We start from the raw sequence: 15627 nt of genomic DNA, 5'->3' as shown, positions 1-15627 counted from the left end.
TAATGTGATTCTGACCATCCGGTCATTTGCAAATAATGTGAGTCGGAAAAGCCGCTGATTGCAAGTCGGTCGGTTTTCAAACGCGAGTCACTACACCTACAAGCTGATCCTCGTTCCGCGTCCGGTGGCCGGCGAGGAAATCATCATCCGGCCGCCGAGCGAGAAGGCTACGCCTTCGAGCCGCGCAGCCGCTGATGGCCGCACCGTCTCCTACCAGCGCCGCATCAAGGACTTGATGCTGGTGATGGCCGACGACGAGCTGAAGGACAGCGTTGAAACCATCGCGGTGAACAAGGAAGTGCCTTTGTGGAAAGAGGGGCGCTTGATCTTGGTGGCCAAGTACATGGATGGCGAAGTGGTGGGCGAGAAATACCGCCTGACCAACGTTTCCCCCTCCGAAATGCTGCTGGTCGAGCAGGAGCTTTACCGCCGTGGCGTGCGCGCCATTGCCGTAGAGCACCACACGCTGATGCAGGGCGACGGGACGGACATCTACATCGTTCGGGAGCGCAAAGACAATGAGTGAGCCGAACGCACAAACAAAGAAACGCCAGATGATGCTCATCGGCGGGGCAGTGACCGGCATTCTCGGTCTGGCCGTTGCTGGGATGTTCCTGTTTGACAGCGGGCCGGCCCAGCACCGCGAAAAGCCCAAGACCGTCAGCATCACCGCACCGGGCACGGTGGACGATAAGGATGCGTGGCGCGCGCAGCAAGCGGCCAAGGAGAAATCCAACGAAGCCTTGATCGGGGAAGTGAAGACCCAGCTCAAGGCGCAGGAGGAACAGAACAAGAAGCTCGCGCAGGCGCTGGAGGAACTGAAGGCCAACAAGGCCGCAGCCGGTTCGGCTGGCAGCGCAACGGCTGCGAAGCCAGATGCTTCGGTTCTGGACAAGCCTTTGCCCATTGGCAACGGCACCGGGCCGGGCCAGCGTGTTCTCCAGTCACCGAACGGCAAGGGCGGGGCCACCACCCTAAACCAGCCGCTCAATCAGGTGGATGTGCCGGCGCGGCGGGAAGTGGAAATCATCACCTTCAACAATGCCGAGGGCAAGGGCGCAGCGGGCGCAGCCGTTGGCGGCGCTGGTGGCATCACCGAGGTGCTGGGCTTCCCAACCGACGAGAAGGCCAAGAAGTACGGCACCACCTCGGGCGGGGCAGACGGCAAGAAGCAGACCATCGAGTTTCTGCCGGCTGGCTCCTTTGTGCGCGTGGCCATGCTCAACGGCGTGGATGCGCCGACAGGCGGGCAAGCCCAATCGAACCCGCTGCCGGTGGCTTTCCATGTGCTCGATGTCGCCAATCTGGCCAACAAGCACAAGCTGGACATCAAGGATTGCCGCATCGTGGCCGCGACCTGGGGCGATCTGTCTTCCGAGCGGATGATGGGCCGCACCGAAACCCTGGCCTGCGTTATCAACGGCGAGGCCGTTGAAATGGCGATCAAGGGCCAAGTGATTGGGGAAGACGGCAAGGCTGGGGTTCGGGGCCGTCTCGTCACCAAGCAGGGCCAGTTGCTCGCCAATGCCCTGTTTGCCGGCGCGCTCAGTGGTATCGGCAAAGCCTTCCAGTCCTCCGCAACCATCACCAGCACAGGCGGCGGCGGCATCACGCAAACCATCGACCCCGACAAGATCGGGCAAGCCGCTATCGGTGGTGGGGTAGGCAGCGCGGGCCAGCAGCTCGCTCAGTACTACCTCAAGGCTGCGGACAAGCTGTACCCCGTCATCGAAACCGATGGCGGCCGTACCGTCGAAATCCTCATCACCAAGGGCGCTGTTTATTCCGGCAAGGCGCTCGCCAAGGACGATTACCGGGGCCTCCTGAAGCGCACCGGCACCAACTCCAGGAGATACGAAGATGATTAAACGAGTGTTGACCCTCGCGCTGGCTGCTGCGCTGGCTGTTCCCGCATTTGCCCAAGATGAAGCGCCCGCGTCCGTGGTCGAGAAGTTCAAGACCATGTACCCGAAGACGACCTTCAAGGAAATTCGCAAGTCGCAAGTTTCCGGGCTGTATGAGGTAGTGATGGGCGAGAACATCGCCTACACCGACGAGTCGGGCCGCTACTTCATTTTCGGGCACCTGTTCGACATGCAGCAGCAAGTCGATCTGACTGCCCAGCGCAAGCTCGATAGCAAGAAAACCGAGTTCCCGGCACAGCAACTTGGCCAAGCGATCAAGACGGTCAAGGGCGACGGCAGCCGAATCCTGGCCGTGTTCAGCGACCCGGATTGCCCCTACTGCAAGCAGTTGGAGGGCGAGCTGGCCCGCCTGGACAACGTGACCATTTACACGTTCCTGTACCCGCTCGAATCGCTGCACCCGGAAGCCAAGACCAAGGCCGTCAGCGTGTGGTGCGCGCCGAACAAGGCGAAAGCCTGGAGCGAGCTGATGCTGGCCGGCAAGAAGCCCAAGCTGGTGGCCTGCAACAACCCCGTCAACGACAACTTGGTGCTGGGTTCCAAGCTGGGCGTGGTGGGCACTCCGACCCTGATTGCCGCCGATGGCCGCGTCCTGCCTGGCTCCGCACCGGCCGAGAAGATCGACCAATGGCTGAACGCCGGCAAGCCTGCCGCGCCGGCCGCCACGCAGGAGGCAACCCAATGAAGCGCACGGCCTTGATGTTTGGTGCCGGCGCGCTCGCCTTGGCCCTGACGGGCTGCGGTTCGCTCGCTGGCCGCGACTGCGGCGCTTGCTGCAAGGGTGTCGGTTTCAGCGGCAGTGCCGCGCACGCATGGGAGGGAAGCAAATGAAGGCACTGGCCTTGACCTTTGGCATCGGGGCCGTGGTGGCCCTATCCGGTTGCAGCAGCATGTCTGGCTTTGATGCGAAATCCGAATTCGCGTGCAAGGCCCCGGACGGCATCTTGTGCGAGTCGATGAGCGGCATCTACGCCAATGCCCAGGCGAAGAACCTGCCGGGCCAGCGCGTGAATGCGCGCGGCGAGGCTCCGGTGGAACTTTCGCAGGCGAAAGCCGGCAGCAACGTGATGACCAAGCCCATCTACTCGGGCACGCCGATCCGCAGCGCACCGCGCCTGCTTCGCGTCTGGTTCGCGCCGTGGGAAGACACCGATGGCGATCTGCACGACCAGTCCTACGTGTACCTGCCGGTCGATTCCGGCCGCTGGCTGATCGAGCACAACCGCCGCCGCATCCAGGACAACTACCGGCCGGTACGCGCCCCGTCGAATGTGACGGCCCAGGCTGCGCAGCCGCAAACGGCCGGCGCTGGCCAGCAACGGCAAAGCCCTGGCGTGCTGGGGCAGCAGCCAACGCCTCCCGCTGACAACGGGATGGAGTCTATCGGCGTCCGTCAAGACCGCATGAGCAACGAGCAAGCCACCGAGCTGCTGAACGGAATCATGCGCCCCGGCAACGTCATCCCGGACAGCGAATAAGCATCGCTGGCCGGGCGGCCAACATGGAGAACATTCAATGCAAGACAGCATGATGGACAAGCTAAAGGGTGCTGCCGCCCGGTTTTGGGACGAAACCGTGCTGGGCAACACCTCGGATGTCGGGAGCCAGCCGGCCCCCGTGGCGGCCGCCAACGAGGTGACGAGCCTCTATGGGCTGCACAGCATCCTCAAGTACGACCAATACGACCCCGACACGGGCCTTTTCTACAACGACAACTCGGTGGCCTTCTGCTTTGAAGTCATCGCCCAAACGGGCGCGGACGACGACATGGCAAGCCGCCTCAATACGCTCTTTACCCCGGTGCCGCCGCACTACGGGATTCAGTGGTGCCTGTTCGGTAGCCCGGTGCTGGATGACCAGTTTCAGGCGTACATGGATCAACGCCATATCGCGGTGGACAACGGCAAGACGACCCCGTTCTTCCAGGAGCTGGCCAAGCGCCGCGTGGAGTACATCTACAAGGCCAAGGGCAAGCCGCTTTGGCCCAATGACAACTACGTGGTGAAGAACATCCGGCTGTTGTTCTCCATCACAAAAGCCGGCTCTTTCCGTGACGCCAAGCTGGTGGAGGAAATGTACGAGCTGCGCGAGACAGTGCGCGCCTCACTGCGCACGGCAAGCCTGCCGTCCTTCCCCCTCGATGCTGACGGGCTGATTAGCTTCCTGTGGCCGATCCTCAACCCCGAAAGCATGTTCAGCAAGGAGCCGTTCCCCGACCTGCGCTACGACGACGGGAAATCCATCAAGAACCAAGTCACCGCCTTTGGCCAGCATGTGCGCGTGAAGGCCAACGAGCTGCTGTTTGGCCTGCCGCCCGAGAAGCAGGGCGACGAAGACAAGCGCATTGCCGTGCGTGGCTTCGGCGTGCTTCAGTACCCGCAGAAGAAAGAGCTGTGGGAGATGGCCAACATCATCGGTTCGTTTTTCGATGACGGCCTTCAATACCCGTGCCCGTTCCTGGTGTGCGGTGGCGTCTTCACGCTTGACCCCAACGTGGTGGACGGCAAGGCTCAGATCAAGGCCGCGCGCACCAAGCAAAACGCCAAGTCCAAGATGGCCGAATTCCAGCCCGAGCTTCAGGCCCAGGCGAACGATTGGGACATCGTGCTGCACCAGCTCAACAACGGCGGCAGCATGTGCGAGCTGTACCACACGTTGCTGCTGTTCGCGCCCAAGCGAGTCATCAATCGGGCCAGCCAAGTGGCCCTGAACGTGTGGCGCAGCGAACGCTTCACGATCTGCCCGCTGCAACTGCTGCAATTGACGGCCCTGTATTCCAGCCTGCCGATGACGCTCACCGAGACGGTGCGCGACGACTTGCAGAAGCTGCGCCTCATCACTTCCAAGACCACGGTGAACGCCGTGGACATGGCTCCGGTGATTGGCGAATGGAAGGGCGCAGGCGACCCGGTGATGATGTTCTTCGGCCGCCGTGGCACGCCTACTTTCCTCGACTTCTACAGCAACCAGCAGGGCAACTACAACGTGTTCGTGGCGGGTGTGTCCGGTTCGGGCAAGTCCGTGACCATGAACGAAGTCGTTTCGGCCTATCGCGGCATCGGTGCGCGGGTGTGGGTGATCGACGTGGGCCGCAGCTATCAGAACCTGATCCGGCTCCAAAAGGGCACCTTCCTCGAATTCACGCCGAGCACCAAGCTGTGCATCAACCCGTTCACATGGGTGGGCACTGACGACGAGCTGGATTTCAAGGCCGAAATGCGGATGCTCAAGCCGATGATCGGCCGCATGGCGTCACCCAATGCGCCACTGACGGAATTCCAGTACGCGCTGATCGGGGAGGCGATTACCGCTGTCTGGCAGGACTACGGCCAGGACACCAACCCGACCCGCATCCGCGACTATCTGTTGAGCAACATCAAGAACGAGTCGGGCAGCACCGAGCGCGTGGCCTACGAGCTGGCCAAGCAGCTCGCGCCGTTCACCAAGGATGGCGTCTATGGCGACTTCTTCAATGGCCGCGCCAACATCAGCCTGGATGCTGACATGGTGGGTCTGGAGCTGGAAGAACTGAAGAACGCGCCCGAGCTGCGCCGCGTGGTGCTGTTCGTGCTGACCTCGCGCATTGCCCACGACATGTACCTGACCCGCGACCGCAAGAAGCTGTGTCTGGTCGATGAGGCGTGGCAGCTCCTGGGGGCTGACAAGGAAACCGCCGAGTTCATCGAGGAAGGCTACCGCCGCGCCCGGAAGTACAACGGAATTTTCTGCGTGGGTACGCAGGGCATCGAGGACGCTTACAAGAACGATGCGGCCCAGGCGGCCTACAACAACGCCGACTGGAAGATTCTGCTGCGCCAAGACCGCAAGAACCTGGAAAAGCTGATCGAGGACGGCATGGTGAATTTCTCGCCGGCCGTGAAGCGGATGCTGCTGTCGTTGCGTACCGAGCGCGGCCGCTTCAGCGAAATGCTCATTTCCTCGCCTAACGGCGATTCTGTGGTGCGTCACATCCCCGATCCGTTCTCCCTGCTGATGGCTTCGACCAACGCGCAGGACTTCAACGAATGCAACGCGCTGCTGGAGCAGGGCCATTCCACGATGGAAGCCCTGGAAATCATGCTGGCCCGCCGTACCCCTCAAGAACAACTGTCCCCGCGCCGGAGGAAAGATGACTACTGAACCGACCACCAACCCAACCCCCGAGACGCCAGCGCCGACCGAGGCCGCAGCGCCGGCCGCCGACCGGATGCGTTACGTGATCCCGGCCGTGCTGTCCACCTTGCTCACTCTGGTGGCGCTCGCGCCAGTGGCCTACGTCATCAACCGCAACATGCCGGCGCGCGTGGCGACCGTGGATTTGCAGGTGCTGGTGGAGGAAGACCAGAAGCGCACCCTGGACGTGATCGGCAAGGGCGGCGACGTGACGGACGAGCAGCGCGCCGTGGCGCAGAAGCTGACCATCGACTTTGCCAAGAAGCTGTCCGCGACCGTGGATGCGCTGGGGCAAGAGTGCAACTGCGTGATCGTCAACAAGGCGGCGCTGCTGGGCGGCGTGACCATCGACTACACGGATCAAGTCCGGGCGAGGATGAAGTGATGAAGGCGAAGCGCATCTACTGGACGGTTTGCGCGGGTGTGTTCGCCGTGGGTGCGCTGGCCGCCGCCACTACCCCTTGGCTGGATTACACCTTCAACCTGACCAACAGCCTGCCCGGCACCCTCTACGTGATCCACAAGGGTGGGGAGGTGAAGAAGGGCGAGCTGATCGCCTACCGCTGGCATGGCGGGGCGACCTATCCCGCTGGCACCACCTTCATCAAGCGCGTGGCCGGTGTGGCTGGCGACACGGTTAAACGGGCCGGCAGCGCGTTTTGGGTGAATGACCAATACATCGGCACCGCCAAGCCCTTCTCGAAGGCTGGCGTGCCTCTCCAGCCCGCGCAGGATGGGGTTATCGGGGCAGGGGAGTATTTCGTTTCGACGCCCAACCCGAACAGCCTGGACTCGCGCTATGCGCTGACCGGCAACGTGAAGCAGGCCGAAGTCATCGGGAGGGCCTATGAAATTTTCTAAGCTGATCGCAGCCCTGTTGATCGCCTCGATCCTGCCCACCGCGAACGCCGCGAGCTTGGGCAGCATCGGGCCGACCTACCCGATTGGGGAGGAAAGCGCGCTCGACATGATTATGAAGAAGCTGCGCGAAAAGGAGCGCAGCGGCGAGCTGAAGCGGTTGCAGGAAGAAGCCATCCGCCGCTCGATGGGCAGCATCAAGAACATGAAGCCGGTGGATGGCATCACCACCGTGCGCGCCCGTGCGCAGCGGTTCATCGACCCCACCGTGACCTACACCAAGCCGGTGACGACCGACGACGGCCGCATCGTTGTGCCGGCCGGAACGAAGATCAATCCGCTGGACATGACCAGCCTCACGAAGACGCTGGTTTTCTTCGACGGCCGCGACCCCGAGCAGCGCGAAGCCGTGGGCCGCTTGGTGGCCAAGGGGGGGCAGCTCAAGGTGAAGCCGATCCTTGTTGCCGGCTCTTGGCTTGACCTCACCAAAGCCTGGAAGACCCAAGTTTTCTACGACCAGAAGGGCACCCTTTCCAAGCGGTTCGGCATCACGGCCGTGCCGGCTGTGATTCGTCAGCAAGGAAAGATGCTGGTGCTCGATGAGATTCCCGCGAAGGAGCTGCAATGAAACGCTGGCTTGTAATGGCTTTCATGGTGCTCGCGGCGACTTTCGCGCGCGAAAGTATGGCCGGCGTGTGCCAGGGCAAGTTTGCCAACCCGATCACCGATATTTGCTGGAGCTGCCTGTTCCCGCTCACGCTGGGCGGTACGCCGATCATGACGATGGGCCAGGAGGATACCGGCAACCCTGACGGCTTCCTTTGCACCTGCACCAACCCGCTGCGCATCGGGATCAAGACCGGCTTTTGGGAACCGGCGCGCCGCGTGGACGTGACCCGCACGCCGTACTGCTTTGTCTCGCTGGGCGGCATCAAGCTCGATCCCGGTATCCGCGCCCCGGAAGGCGAGATCCGTTTGCAGCAGGACAACACCAAGCAATCGAACTATCAGGTTCATTGGTACGCCGATCCGATCCTGTATTGGCTGGAGGTGATCCTGGACAACCCGTGTCTGGAAACGGGTTCCTTCGACGTGGCCTACATCACCGAAGTCGATCCGACGTGGAACGACGACGAGTTGACGATGTTGCTGAACCCGGAAACCTTCCTGTTCGGCAATCCCATCGCGCAGGCCGCGTGTGCCGGCGACTGCGTACTGTCCTCGGCGGGGTTCGGCAGTAACGCGCTTTTCTGGTGCGCGGGCTGCCAAGGCTCGATCTACCCCTTCAACGGCCATGTGCAGGCTCACGTCTCGCACGTTCAAGCCAGCTCGCTCCTGGTGCAACGCATGACGGCAAAGCTGCACCGCGAATTCCTGATGTGGGGCACCTCGGGCGCTGACGGCTTGTGTGGCATCTATCCCGAGCCGGTGATGGACAAGACCCAATACAAGTACCAGATGCTCTACCCGATCCCGCAGACGGAAAAGATCAACGGCCGCTGCTGCCAACCCTATGGCCGCACGACCGCGATTTGGGGCGCTGGCAAGAGCTACCCGTATGCCGGCGAAGACTTCGCCTACATGATTTTCCGAAAGAAAAACTGCTGCCTGGGAGTGGGATTCTGATGAACAAGAAAACTGTCATCGGGCTGATGCTGCTGGCCGCTTTCGCACGCGAAAGCGTGGCGCAGAGCACGCCGTCTGCATCCCAGCTCGAACAAGAACGCCAACGCATCGAGCTTGAACGCAAGCAGATGTTCGACCCGAACAACCCCGCATCGAAGGCCAAGAAAGGCGCTATGCCCAACGCGGCCGACATCGACCGGGAAATGCGCCGCGTGGATCGTGAGCGCAAGCAGATGTTCGACCCGAACAACCCCGCGACCAAGAACGCGGCCAACGTGTTCCCCAACGTGCCGACACCCGAGCGCGCCGGGATCGACATCGAGGCGCTGGCCAAGCAGTACGAACAAAAGGCCCAGGCCCGGAAGATGGACGACCTGATGATTTTCGCCAGCTTCACGATGCCGGCCGAATCGCTCAAGCGCATCGTCAGCCAAGCCAACCGGGTGGGTGCGTCCGTGGTGCTGCGTGGCTTCAAAAACAACTCCTTGAAGGACACGGCGCTGGCCATCAAGGAGCTGGGCGAGCAGGGCGGCAATGTGCTGGTAAATCCCAACGCCTTCACCAAGTACAAGATCAAGGCCGTGCCCACGATGGTGCTGGCCAAGGCCGCCACCATCGACCAAGTGGATAACGAGGGCTGCGCCCTCCCTGACAACTTCGTGGCCGTGGCCGGCGATGTTTCGCTGGACTACGCCCTGGACGAGATTGTGCGCCGCGCCCCGCAGTTTGAGGCCGTGGCGGCTCGCTACCTTCGCCAGATCAGGGGGAACCAATGAAGCGCGCTCTTACCATCGTGGCCATGCTCGCCGCTGCCGGCGTGGCCAGCGCCCAAACCATCACCACGCCGGCCGACGCCTTCAATGCCGGCAAGGATTTCGCCAACACCGGCAAGGGTGTGGCCGGGGGCAAGATCAATGGCACAACCGGCTCCAACGTGCTGCCGTACTACGGCACCACAGCACCCGAGACTGCCAACTTCCAGGAGGGCCGCAACCTGATCGGCGGGGCGGGAACGAACAAGCAGATTCAGTGCGAGACATACCGGGCACCCAACGCCTTCCAGCAGCAGGAATGCGATGCGGTGAACTTCATGAGCAAGAACCCGACGCAACGGCCGAAGTTCACCATCGACAAGCAGACCGATCCGATCCTGACCGGCTCCAAGGGCGTCATCAACAACCCCGGCAGCATCCCCGGCGCATCGACCCAACAGTGCCGCGTGGAGCGCGTGAAGAACCCGGCGACCTACATCACCGAGACTTGCACGGAAACGCAGACGCTTGAAAACCTGTCCTGCAAACGCGTGCTCAAGGTGGCGTGCGACCCCGAGCGCGACGGCTGCGACCAGGGCGGTATCGTCCCGAATAGCTGGGCCGGCGACATGTCCACCAGCTTCACCCCGGACGGGGCCGGAAACTACATCCTCCAGTTCGGCACCATCGCGGACAACTATTGGGGTGGCTGGGGAGCGGTGTATGACCGCAACCTCACCTTTGAAATCCGCGACGTGGGCCTGATTACCCGCTTCGCCCTGACCCGCGCCGCGTTCGACGACTGGCTGATGGTCAAGGTGAACGGCAACCTCGTTTATGTCGGCCCGCGTGGCGGCGACCGGCTGGAAATCTATTCGCCGCCTCCGGTATTCCAGTCGAGCAGCACGCGCGTATGCCAACAGTCCTATGACGATTGGGGTACGTCCTGGATTTGTTACGACAAGCCGAGCGGCTGGGGATGGGGCGACGGCGGTTATAGCAACCAGACCTCCTACCAGAGCTGCACGGCGGTTGCGGGTGGCTGGAACTGCACGGCCAGCGACTACCGCACCGGCATGGTTCAGTACTGCGCGACCTGCTTCAGCGGCCCGGAGCTTTCAACGAGCTGGAACTTCGGCCTGAACATCGACGTGAAGCCTTACCTCAAGAACGGCTCCAACACGATCTTCATGCGGACGATTGTTGCCGGTGGCGGGGAGGGCGCTATTCAGCTCACGACGCGCCAACTGTGCCCCCGCAACTGCTATGACCAATGGGACAACAGCCAGTGCGCTCCCCTGGAACAGAGGGCTCAATGATGATGAAGAAGATTCTTGCCGCATTGGCTTTAGTCGCCAGCTTCAGCGCCTTCGCTTCGCCCGACTGCCAGAAGACGGGCACGGTATGCACGGCCCCTAATCAGACGCGCAACGTGTCGGGCCTGTCCGTCTTCCGCGAGTGCTGGGAGTACCAGGACACCTATCAATGTCGCAGCCAGAACATGACCAATGACTGCCAGCCGCCGCGAGATAAGGGGTGCTCACAGATCGGATCGTCATGCGTGGAGCGCGACGACGCCGGCACCTGCGTGATGTACGAGCAGAAATACAACTGCCCGGACAAGCCGGAAACCTACACCGAGAAAACCGTGTGCGATCAAAGCGCCTTCTGCCAGAACGGCGGGGCAGGGTGCTTTGATACCAGCTCGCCGCCCGATAAGGACTTCGGCCAAGCGGCCGTGATGATGGAGGCTGCCCGCGAGGCTGGCGTGTACGGCATCGACCCCAACAAGGTTGAAATCTTCAAGGGCTACATGGAGGAATGCAGCATCAAGGTCTTGGGCGGCTCCACGCTCAAGAGCTGCTGCAAGTCGGCCGGTGGTGGCGCTGCTTTCAGCAACTACGCGCTCCTGGGTGCGGGCATGAAGGCGGCGGGCGAAGCGGGCCGCGAATCCATCGTGCTGGGTTCCAAGTATATGTACGACTCGCTCTATGGCCAGCTCGATAGCTCGCTGGTGGACAAGGGCCTTGGTGCGATGAATAGCTGGGCATCCGGCCTGGGTGACGGTGTTTTCAACCCGCAATTCGGGTTCTACGGGTTCACCTTCGAGTTCACCTTTGCCAACGGCTTCCAGTTCGTCGGCTTCGACCCGTACAGCTTCGCCTTGTCCGTGGCAATCATGCTGGTGCAGGAATGGTTGAGCTGCGATTCCGCCGAGCAGGTCATGGCCATGAAGCGCGGCCAAAACCTGTGCGTCCACATCGAGACGTATTGCAGCAAGAAGGTGCTCAAGGTCTGCGTAGAGAAGAAGGAACGCCACTGCTGCTTTAACTCCAAGCTGGCCAAGATCATCAATCGCCAAGGCCGCGCGCAACTCGGGATGCCGATGAATAGCTGCGGCGGCTTCAACCAGGCGCAGCTTCAAGCCCTCGATTTCTCCCGGATTGATCTGTCCGAGTTCATCGCGGACATCGTGCCCAAGGATGTGCCGGCATCAACCATGAGCAACCGGGTGCAGCAGACCGTCAACCAAAAAGTTCAGAGCTACTACGACCAATGAAAACTCTCTCTATCGCCCTCGTTTTGCTGGCCTGCTCGACTTTCGCGCGCGAAAGCCTCGCTGGGCCAACCGTTTATACCCGGCAACACGACGTGCTGGCCGCCGCGATCCGCAACGGCAACTCCAGCGGCGTCATGGAAGGGGAGGTGGCCGAGCACTTCACGCGCCAATTCCGCTCGACCGGGCCGCTGCTGGTGACTGCGAAGGTCATCAAGTCTTTTAGTCGCGCCGACTGCAAGCGCCTTGAAATGGTGTTCACCAAGAAGGACGTGGATACCCCGCAAGGGCGCACCGACGCGATCTTGAAGACTCAGCTCAACTACTGCCTCGACGGCACCCCGCCAATTTCCGTGGAGTAAGGCCATGAAGCGAGTCATTCCTTTTGCATTGGTGCTGACGTGTTCCGTAGCGATTGCTGGAGCGCCCGTTACTGACCTTATGGCTGATCCGCTGTTCATGGCCAAGGTGGCCAGCTATCACGGGATGACTCCCATGCGTCTGGCCAATCAGTCCGAGGATCGCGTTCGTCAAATGGTGCTCGATTACCTCGAATCACAACAAGCAAAGCCGACGAAGAAAGCTGCGACGCATGGGGGTGGCGCGGTGATGAAGGCAAATGATGAGGTGCGCCAATGATGAAGCGAAGCCTTCTCCTGCTGTCCCTGCTGTCCGGTTATGCCAATGCGCAGTCACTGGATTACCCCTCTGTTTGGCAATGCGATGCGAACAAGCCCAACTGGTACTGCGACATGGACGAGGCCAAGCCTCAACCCGTGCAGCCGACGCCGGCGCCGGCACGGCCGCAGAGCAGCCGCAAGGCCGACCAGCCCAAACGCATCGAGTTGAAGGACATCAAGACCGCCGAGCAACTGCGGCAAGAGCTGAAGCGTCGGGAGGACGTGGCGGTGATGAATCCCACCGACCAGAACATGAAGGACTACCTGGAGCTTTGGCAGATGACGCAGGACAAGGGGGCTGTCTTCGCTGACAACTGGCGGCGCGTGGTGTGGCAGAACCCCAGCCTCGACTACGCCCAAAAGCGCCCGGTCAATAACTCCGCGATCAAGATTTACGACGAGAGCCGCATTCAGAACGAGGAACAGCAACTGAAGATGCTGGCCAAGGAGCACGGCCTGATCTTCTTCTTCCGCAGCGACTGCCCGTACTGCCACGCGATGGCTCCGACGCTCAAGATGCTTTCGGACAAGTACGGCATCGAGGTGCTGGGCGTCTCCGTGGATGGCATGGGCCTGCCCGAGTTCCCGAATCCCCGCGACGGCCGCGCTCAAGCGGCGGCCTGGGGGATCGAGCGCGTGCCGGCATTGTTTATCGGCTCGAAGCAAACCGGCGACCGTGCGCCCATCGGCTTCGGAATGATGGCCCTGACCGAAATCGTCAATCGCATCTTTGTCCTCACCGGCACCAAGCCCGGCGAAAACTTCTAAGGAGCTGCCCATGCTACTGAAAAAAGTAACGGCGCTGGTGACGGCATTTGCTTTCACCACCTCTACCTACGCCATGAACATGCAGGAGCTTTTCGACTCCGTGAATGCTCAGGGCAACGTCAGCAACCCGGCTGTGCTGCAAGGCCAGACGATGAACCTCTACACGGGGGGGAGTCTGTTCATGCGGATGCCCAAGCGCACCTATCAACTCGCCACGGTGACGCCTCCGAGCTGGAATGCCGGGTGCGGCGGCATTGACCTGTTTGCAGGTGGCTTCTCGTTCATCAACAAAGAGCAGTTTGTGGCCATGTTGCGCAACATCGGCTCGAACGCCCTGGGCTACGGCTTCAAGCTGGCGATCCAGAACCTGTGCCCGACCTGCGACAACGTGATGCAGGCACTGCAAGCCACCGCCCAAGCAGCCAATCGCCTCAACATGGATTCCTGCGAGGCGGCCAAGGGGATTGTCAATGCTGCCGTGCCCGACACCTGGACGCGCGGCAAGCAGAACGCGGCCAAGAACTTCGGTGTGGACACCAATATTTTCGAGAACATCACCGACGCTTGGACGAACGTGATGAACAGCGAAAGCCGGGCCAACCAAACGGTGAACTCGGTGGCCAACGCGAGGCCCGAGGCGAAAGACCAGCTCCCGACCGGCAACGTGGTTTGGAAGGCGCTCAAGAAGCTCGATGGCATCACCGACGAGCAACGCATGATCCTGATGTCGATGATCGGCAGCATGATCTTCCCGACCGGCGACACCCCACAACTGCCAATCCCGCTGCTGCGCAAGGAAATCACGGTGGAGGCTCTGGTGGGTGCGCGTACTACCTCCGACACCATCACGGTGCCGATCTGGCGTTGCGACACGACCAGCGCGGACGGTTGCTTGAGTCCGACCGAGGACGAAGTGACCACCAAGAGCTTCAAGACGATGGTGCGGGAGAAGATGGAAAAAATCTCCGACAAGATCGCCAACCGTTCGGCACATGACGACATGGCGGCCACCATCGGCTTCCTGAACGCCACCGATCTGCCCATCTACAAGATGCTGGCCGTGACGACGACCCTCAACAACACCTCGATGGCCGATGCGCTGATTGGCCGCTACCAAGAGCTGATCGCCGCCAAATACGCCGAGGTTTACATCCAGCGTGCCGTCACCGACCTGCGCGGCGCAATGGCGAAGTTCTCCGCCGCAGCCGACGCTACCCAGGCCGCCGAGCTGGGCAAGATGAAGCCCGAGCTGGAGGAAATTTCGCGCGCAGCAAAGCAGGTGCTGGCCACTGCCTACTCGCAGACCATCAGCACCTACAACATCGCCCAGGAGGTGCAGTACATGGAGCGTGCGCTCAATGCCAACCTGTCGCAGACGCTGCGTAACTCGCTCGCCTTCGGCAAGAGCCTGCGCTAAGGGAGGGATGCCGTGGACATCGAAATTCAAACCTACTGGAACGTAGAAACGCTCTACTACGTCTTCAACGCCGTGGCCTCGATGATGGCCGGCGCTGGCTTCGCTGGCTTGCTGAAGCTGGTTTTCCTGTTCGCCATTGCAATCGGCATGTTCGGCTACATGAACAAGCAGCTCGAAATGGCGAAGTGGTTTATCCACGCCCTGGCTTTCGTGACGGTGCTGAATCTGCCGATCGCGCGCGTTGCCTTGACCGACAAGACCGGGCTGGAGCCGCCTCGCGTGGTCGATAACGTCCCCTTTGCCCTGGCCGTCACTGCGCAAACGACAAATCTGGTGTTCGGCGCACTGACCAACACCTATGAAACGGTCTTCGGTGTGCCTGAAGACTTGGGCTTGCAAAAAGGGGATGTGGGCTTCGGGCACCGCATCCTGAAGCAAGTGAATAACGCGACGATCCGCGACCCCAGCTTGCGCTCCGACCTGATGCAGTTCATCAAGGAATGCACGCTGTACGACGTGAAAGACGGTGAAATCACCCCGCAGCAGATTGTGGGTGGCACCGATACCTGGAACGTGATTTTCAACAACACGAGTCCGGCCCGCTTCGTCACCTACAACACCCTGACGAATGCGCCGACCACCGATACCTGCACCAATGTTGCGGCCATCCTGAAGGAGAAGGTCAACGACGCCGTAACGGCTGGCCAAGCCTTCTACGGCAAGCAGGCTTTCACTCGGGCAAGCAGTGATGCCATCGCTACCAGCATGTTCGTTTCGACGGTGGGCACGTCCTACGACTGGATTCTGAATAACTCCAGCAACGCCTCCGACGCGATGAAGCAGGCGATGTTCAACAACATCTGGAAGGAGG

General features: G+C 61.3%; 17 protein-coding genes. All 17 read left to right on the top strand.

The features are described from left to right. The first annotated feature begins 58 nt into the window (after positions 1-58). Positions 59-526 (top strand): type-F conjugative transfer system secretin TraK, encoded by a 468-nt coding sequence (locus tag L880_RS33550; RefSeq protein WP_245615355.1) that lies wholly within the window; start codon positions 59-61, stop codon positions 524-526. After that, entirely contained in the window at positions 519-1868 is a 1350-nt protein-coding gene (locus L880_RS0124890) for a TraB/TrbI/VirB10 family type IV secretion system protein (protein WP_027477944.1), read from the top strand. The genes L880_RS33550 and L880_RS0124890 overlap by 8 nt, the downstream gene beginning before the upstream one ends. A gap of 4 nt (positions 1869-1872) precedes the next feature. After that, a complete protein-coding gene (locus L880_RS0124885; RefSeq protein ID WP_017510500.1) occupies positions 1873-2610 on the top strand; it encodes a DsbC family protein in 738 nt (245 codons plus the stop codon). Positions 2611-2752: 142 nt separating this feature from the next. After that, positions 2753-3403 carry a type IV conjugative transfer system lipoprotein TraV gene (gene traV, locus L880_RS0124875; protein WP_009242088.1) on the top strand — a complete coding sequence of 217 codons (651 nt, stop codon included), beginning with the start codon at positions 2753-2755 and terminating at the stop codon, positions 3401-3403. A gap of 37 nt (positions 3404-3440) precedes the next feature. Further along, positions 3441-6065, top strand: coding sequence for a type IV secretion system protein TraC (traC, locus tag L880_RS0124870; protein WP_013723313.1), 2625 nt, complete (start codon positions 3441-3443; stop codon positions 6063-6065). Further along, a complete protein-coding gene (locus L880_RS0124865) occupies positions 6055-6483 on the top strand; it encodes a hypothetical protein (protein ID WP_017510498.1) in 429 nt (142 codons plus the stop codon). Before traC ends, L880_RS0124865 begins: the two co-directional genes overlap by 11 nt. Beyond that, positions 6483-6959: a S26 family signal peptidase gene (locus tag L880_RS0124860; RefSeq protein ID WP_017510497.1), complete on the top strand. Its 477-nt coding sequence runs from the start codon at positions 6483-6485 to the stop codon at positions 6957-6959. The genes L880_RS0124865 and L880_RS0124860 overlap by 1 nt, the downstream gene beginning before the upstream one ends. Continuing rightward, positions 6946-7584, top strand: coding sequence for a type-F conjugative transfer system protein TraW (traW, locus tag L880_RS0124855; protein ID WP_027477942.1), 639 nt, complete (start codon positions 6946-6948; stop codon positions 7582-7584). Before L880_RS0124860 ends, traW begins: the two co-directional genes overlap by 14 nt. After that, positions 7581-8582, top strand: coding sequence for a conjugal transfer pilus assembly protein TraU (traU, locus tag L880_RS0124850; protein WP_009242093.1), 1002 nt, complete (start codon positions 7581-7583; stop codon positions 8580-8582). Before traW ends, traU begins: the two co-directional genes overlap by 4 nt. Beyond that, a complete protein-coding gene (gene trbC, locus L880_RS0124845; RefSeq protein WP_027477941.1) occupies positions 8582-9358 on the top strand; it encodes a type-F conjugative transfer system pilin assembly protein TrbC in 777 nt (258 codons plus the stop codon). The genes traU and trbC overlap by 1 nt, the downstream gene beginning before the upstream one ends. Continuing rightward, positions 9355-10653 (top strand): hypothetical protein, encoded by a 1299-nt coding sequence (locus tag L880_RS0124840; protein WP_027477940.1) that lies wholly within the window; start codon positions 9355-9357, stop codon positions 10651-10653. The genes trbC and L880_RS0124840 overlap by 4 nt, the downstream gene beginning before the upstream one ends. Next, positions 10650-11894, top strand: coding sequence for a conjugal transfer protein TraN (locus L880_RS0124835; RefSeq protein WP_027477939.1), 1245 nt, complete (start codon positions 10650-10652; stop codon positions 11892-11894). The genes L880_RS0124840 and L880_RS0124835 overlap by 4 nt, the downstream gene beginning before the upstream one ends. Continuing rightward, positions 11891-12253 (top strand): hypothetical protein, encoded by a 363-nt coding sequence (locus L880_RS0124830; protein WP_027477938.1) that lies wholly within the window; start codon positions 11891-11893, stop codon positions 12251-12253. Before L880_RS0124835 ends, L880_RS0124830 begins: the two co-directional genes overlap by 4 nt. Before the next feature lie 4 nt (positions 12254-12257). After that, complete coding sequence (locus L880_RS0124825) at positions 12258-12530, top strand: hypothetical protein (protein ID WP_150990019.1); 273 nt, start codon at positions 12258-12260, stop codon at positions 12528-12530. After that, on the top strand, positions 12527-13339 hold the full coding sequence (locus L880_RS0124820) for a conjugal transfer protein TraF (RefSeq protein ID WP_027477936.1): 813 nt from the start codon (positions 12527-12529) through the stop codon (positions 13337-13339). The genes L880_RS0124825 and L880_RS0124820 overlap by 4 nt, the downstream gene beginning before the upstream one ends. Before the next feature lie 10 nt (positions 13340-13349). Beyond that, the gene (locus L880_RS0124815; RefSeq protein ID WP_017510489.1) at positions 13350-14756 is read left to right on the top strand and encodes a conjugal transfer protein TraH; all 1407 of its coding nucleotides are present in this window, start codon (positions 13350-13352) and stop codon (positions 14754-14756) included. Between the two features lie 12 nt (positions 14757-14768). After that, the coding region (locus tag L880_RS33545) for a conjugal transfer protein TraG N-terminal domain-containing protein (RefSeq protein ID WP_043330588.1) at positions 14769-15627 on the top strand (859 nt) is incomplete at its 3' end.

Origin of the sequence: Curvibacter gracilis ATCC BAA-807 (genome assembly GCF_000518645.1) — a bacterium.
Lineage (GTDB): Bacteria > Pseudomonadota > Gammaproteobacteria > Burkholderiales > Burkholderiaceae_C > Curvibacter > Curvibacter gracilis.
This window is presented reverse-complemented; position numbering and strand designations above follow the sequence as displayed.

Coding starts and splice junctions, on each gene's coding strand:
- L880_RS0124890 (WP_027477944.1), top strand. CDS start 519: ATGAGTGAGCCGAACGCACAAACAAAGAAACGCCAGATGATGCTCATC.
- traV (WP_009242088.1), top strand. CDS start 2,753: ATGAAGGCACTGGCCTTGACCTTTGGCATCGGGGCCGTGGTGGCCCTA.
- traC (WP_013723313.1), top strand. CDS start 3,441: ATGCAAGACAGCATGATGGACAAGCTAAAGGGTGCTGCCGCCCGGTTT.
- L880_RS0124865 (WP_017510498.1), top strand. CDS start 6,055: ATGACTACTGAACCGACCACCAACCCAACCCCCGAGACGCCAGCGCCG.
- L880_RS0124860 (WP_017510497.1), top strand. CDS start 6,483: ATGAAGGCGAAGCGCATCTACTGGACGGTTTGCGCGGGTGTGTTCGCC.
- traW (WP_027477942.1), top strand. CDS start 6,946: ATGAAATTTTCTAAGCTGATCGCAGCCCTGTTGATCGCCTCGATCCTG.
- traU (WP_009242093.1), top strand. CDS start 7,581: ATGAAACGCTGGCTTGTAATGGCTTTCATGGTGCTCGCGGCGACTTTC.
- trbC (WP_027477941.1), top strand. CDS start 8,582: ATGAACAAGAAAACTGTCATCGGGCTGATGCTGCTGGCCGCTTTCGCA.
- L880_RS0124840 (WP_027477940.1), top strand. CDS start 9,355: ATGAAGCGCGCTCTTACCATCGTGGCCATGCTCGCCGCTGCCGGCGTG.
- L880_RS0124835 (WP_027477939.1), top strand. CDS start 10,650: ATGATGATGAAGAAGATTCTTGCCGCATTGGCTTTAGTCGCCAGCTTC.
- L880_RS0124830 (WP_027477938.1), top strand. CDS start 11,891: ATGAAAACTCTCTCTATCGCCCTCGTTTTGCTGGCCTGCTCGACTTTC.
- L880_RS0124825 (WP_150990019.1), top strand. CDS start 12,258: ATGAAGCGAGTCATTCCTTTTGCATTGGTGCTGACGTGTTCCGTAGCG.
- L880_RS0124820 (WP_027477936.1), top strand. CDS start 12,527: ATGATGAAGCGAAGCCTTCTCCTGCTGTCCCTGCTGTCCGGTTATGCC.
- L880_RS0124815 (WP_017510489.1), top strand. CDS start 13,350: ATGCTACTGAAAAAAGTAACGGCGCTGGTGACGGCATTTGCTTTCACC.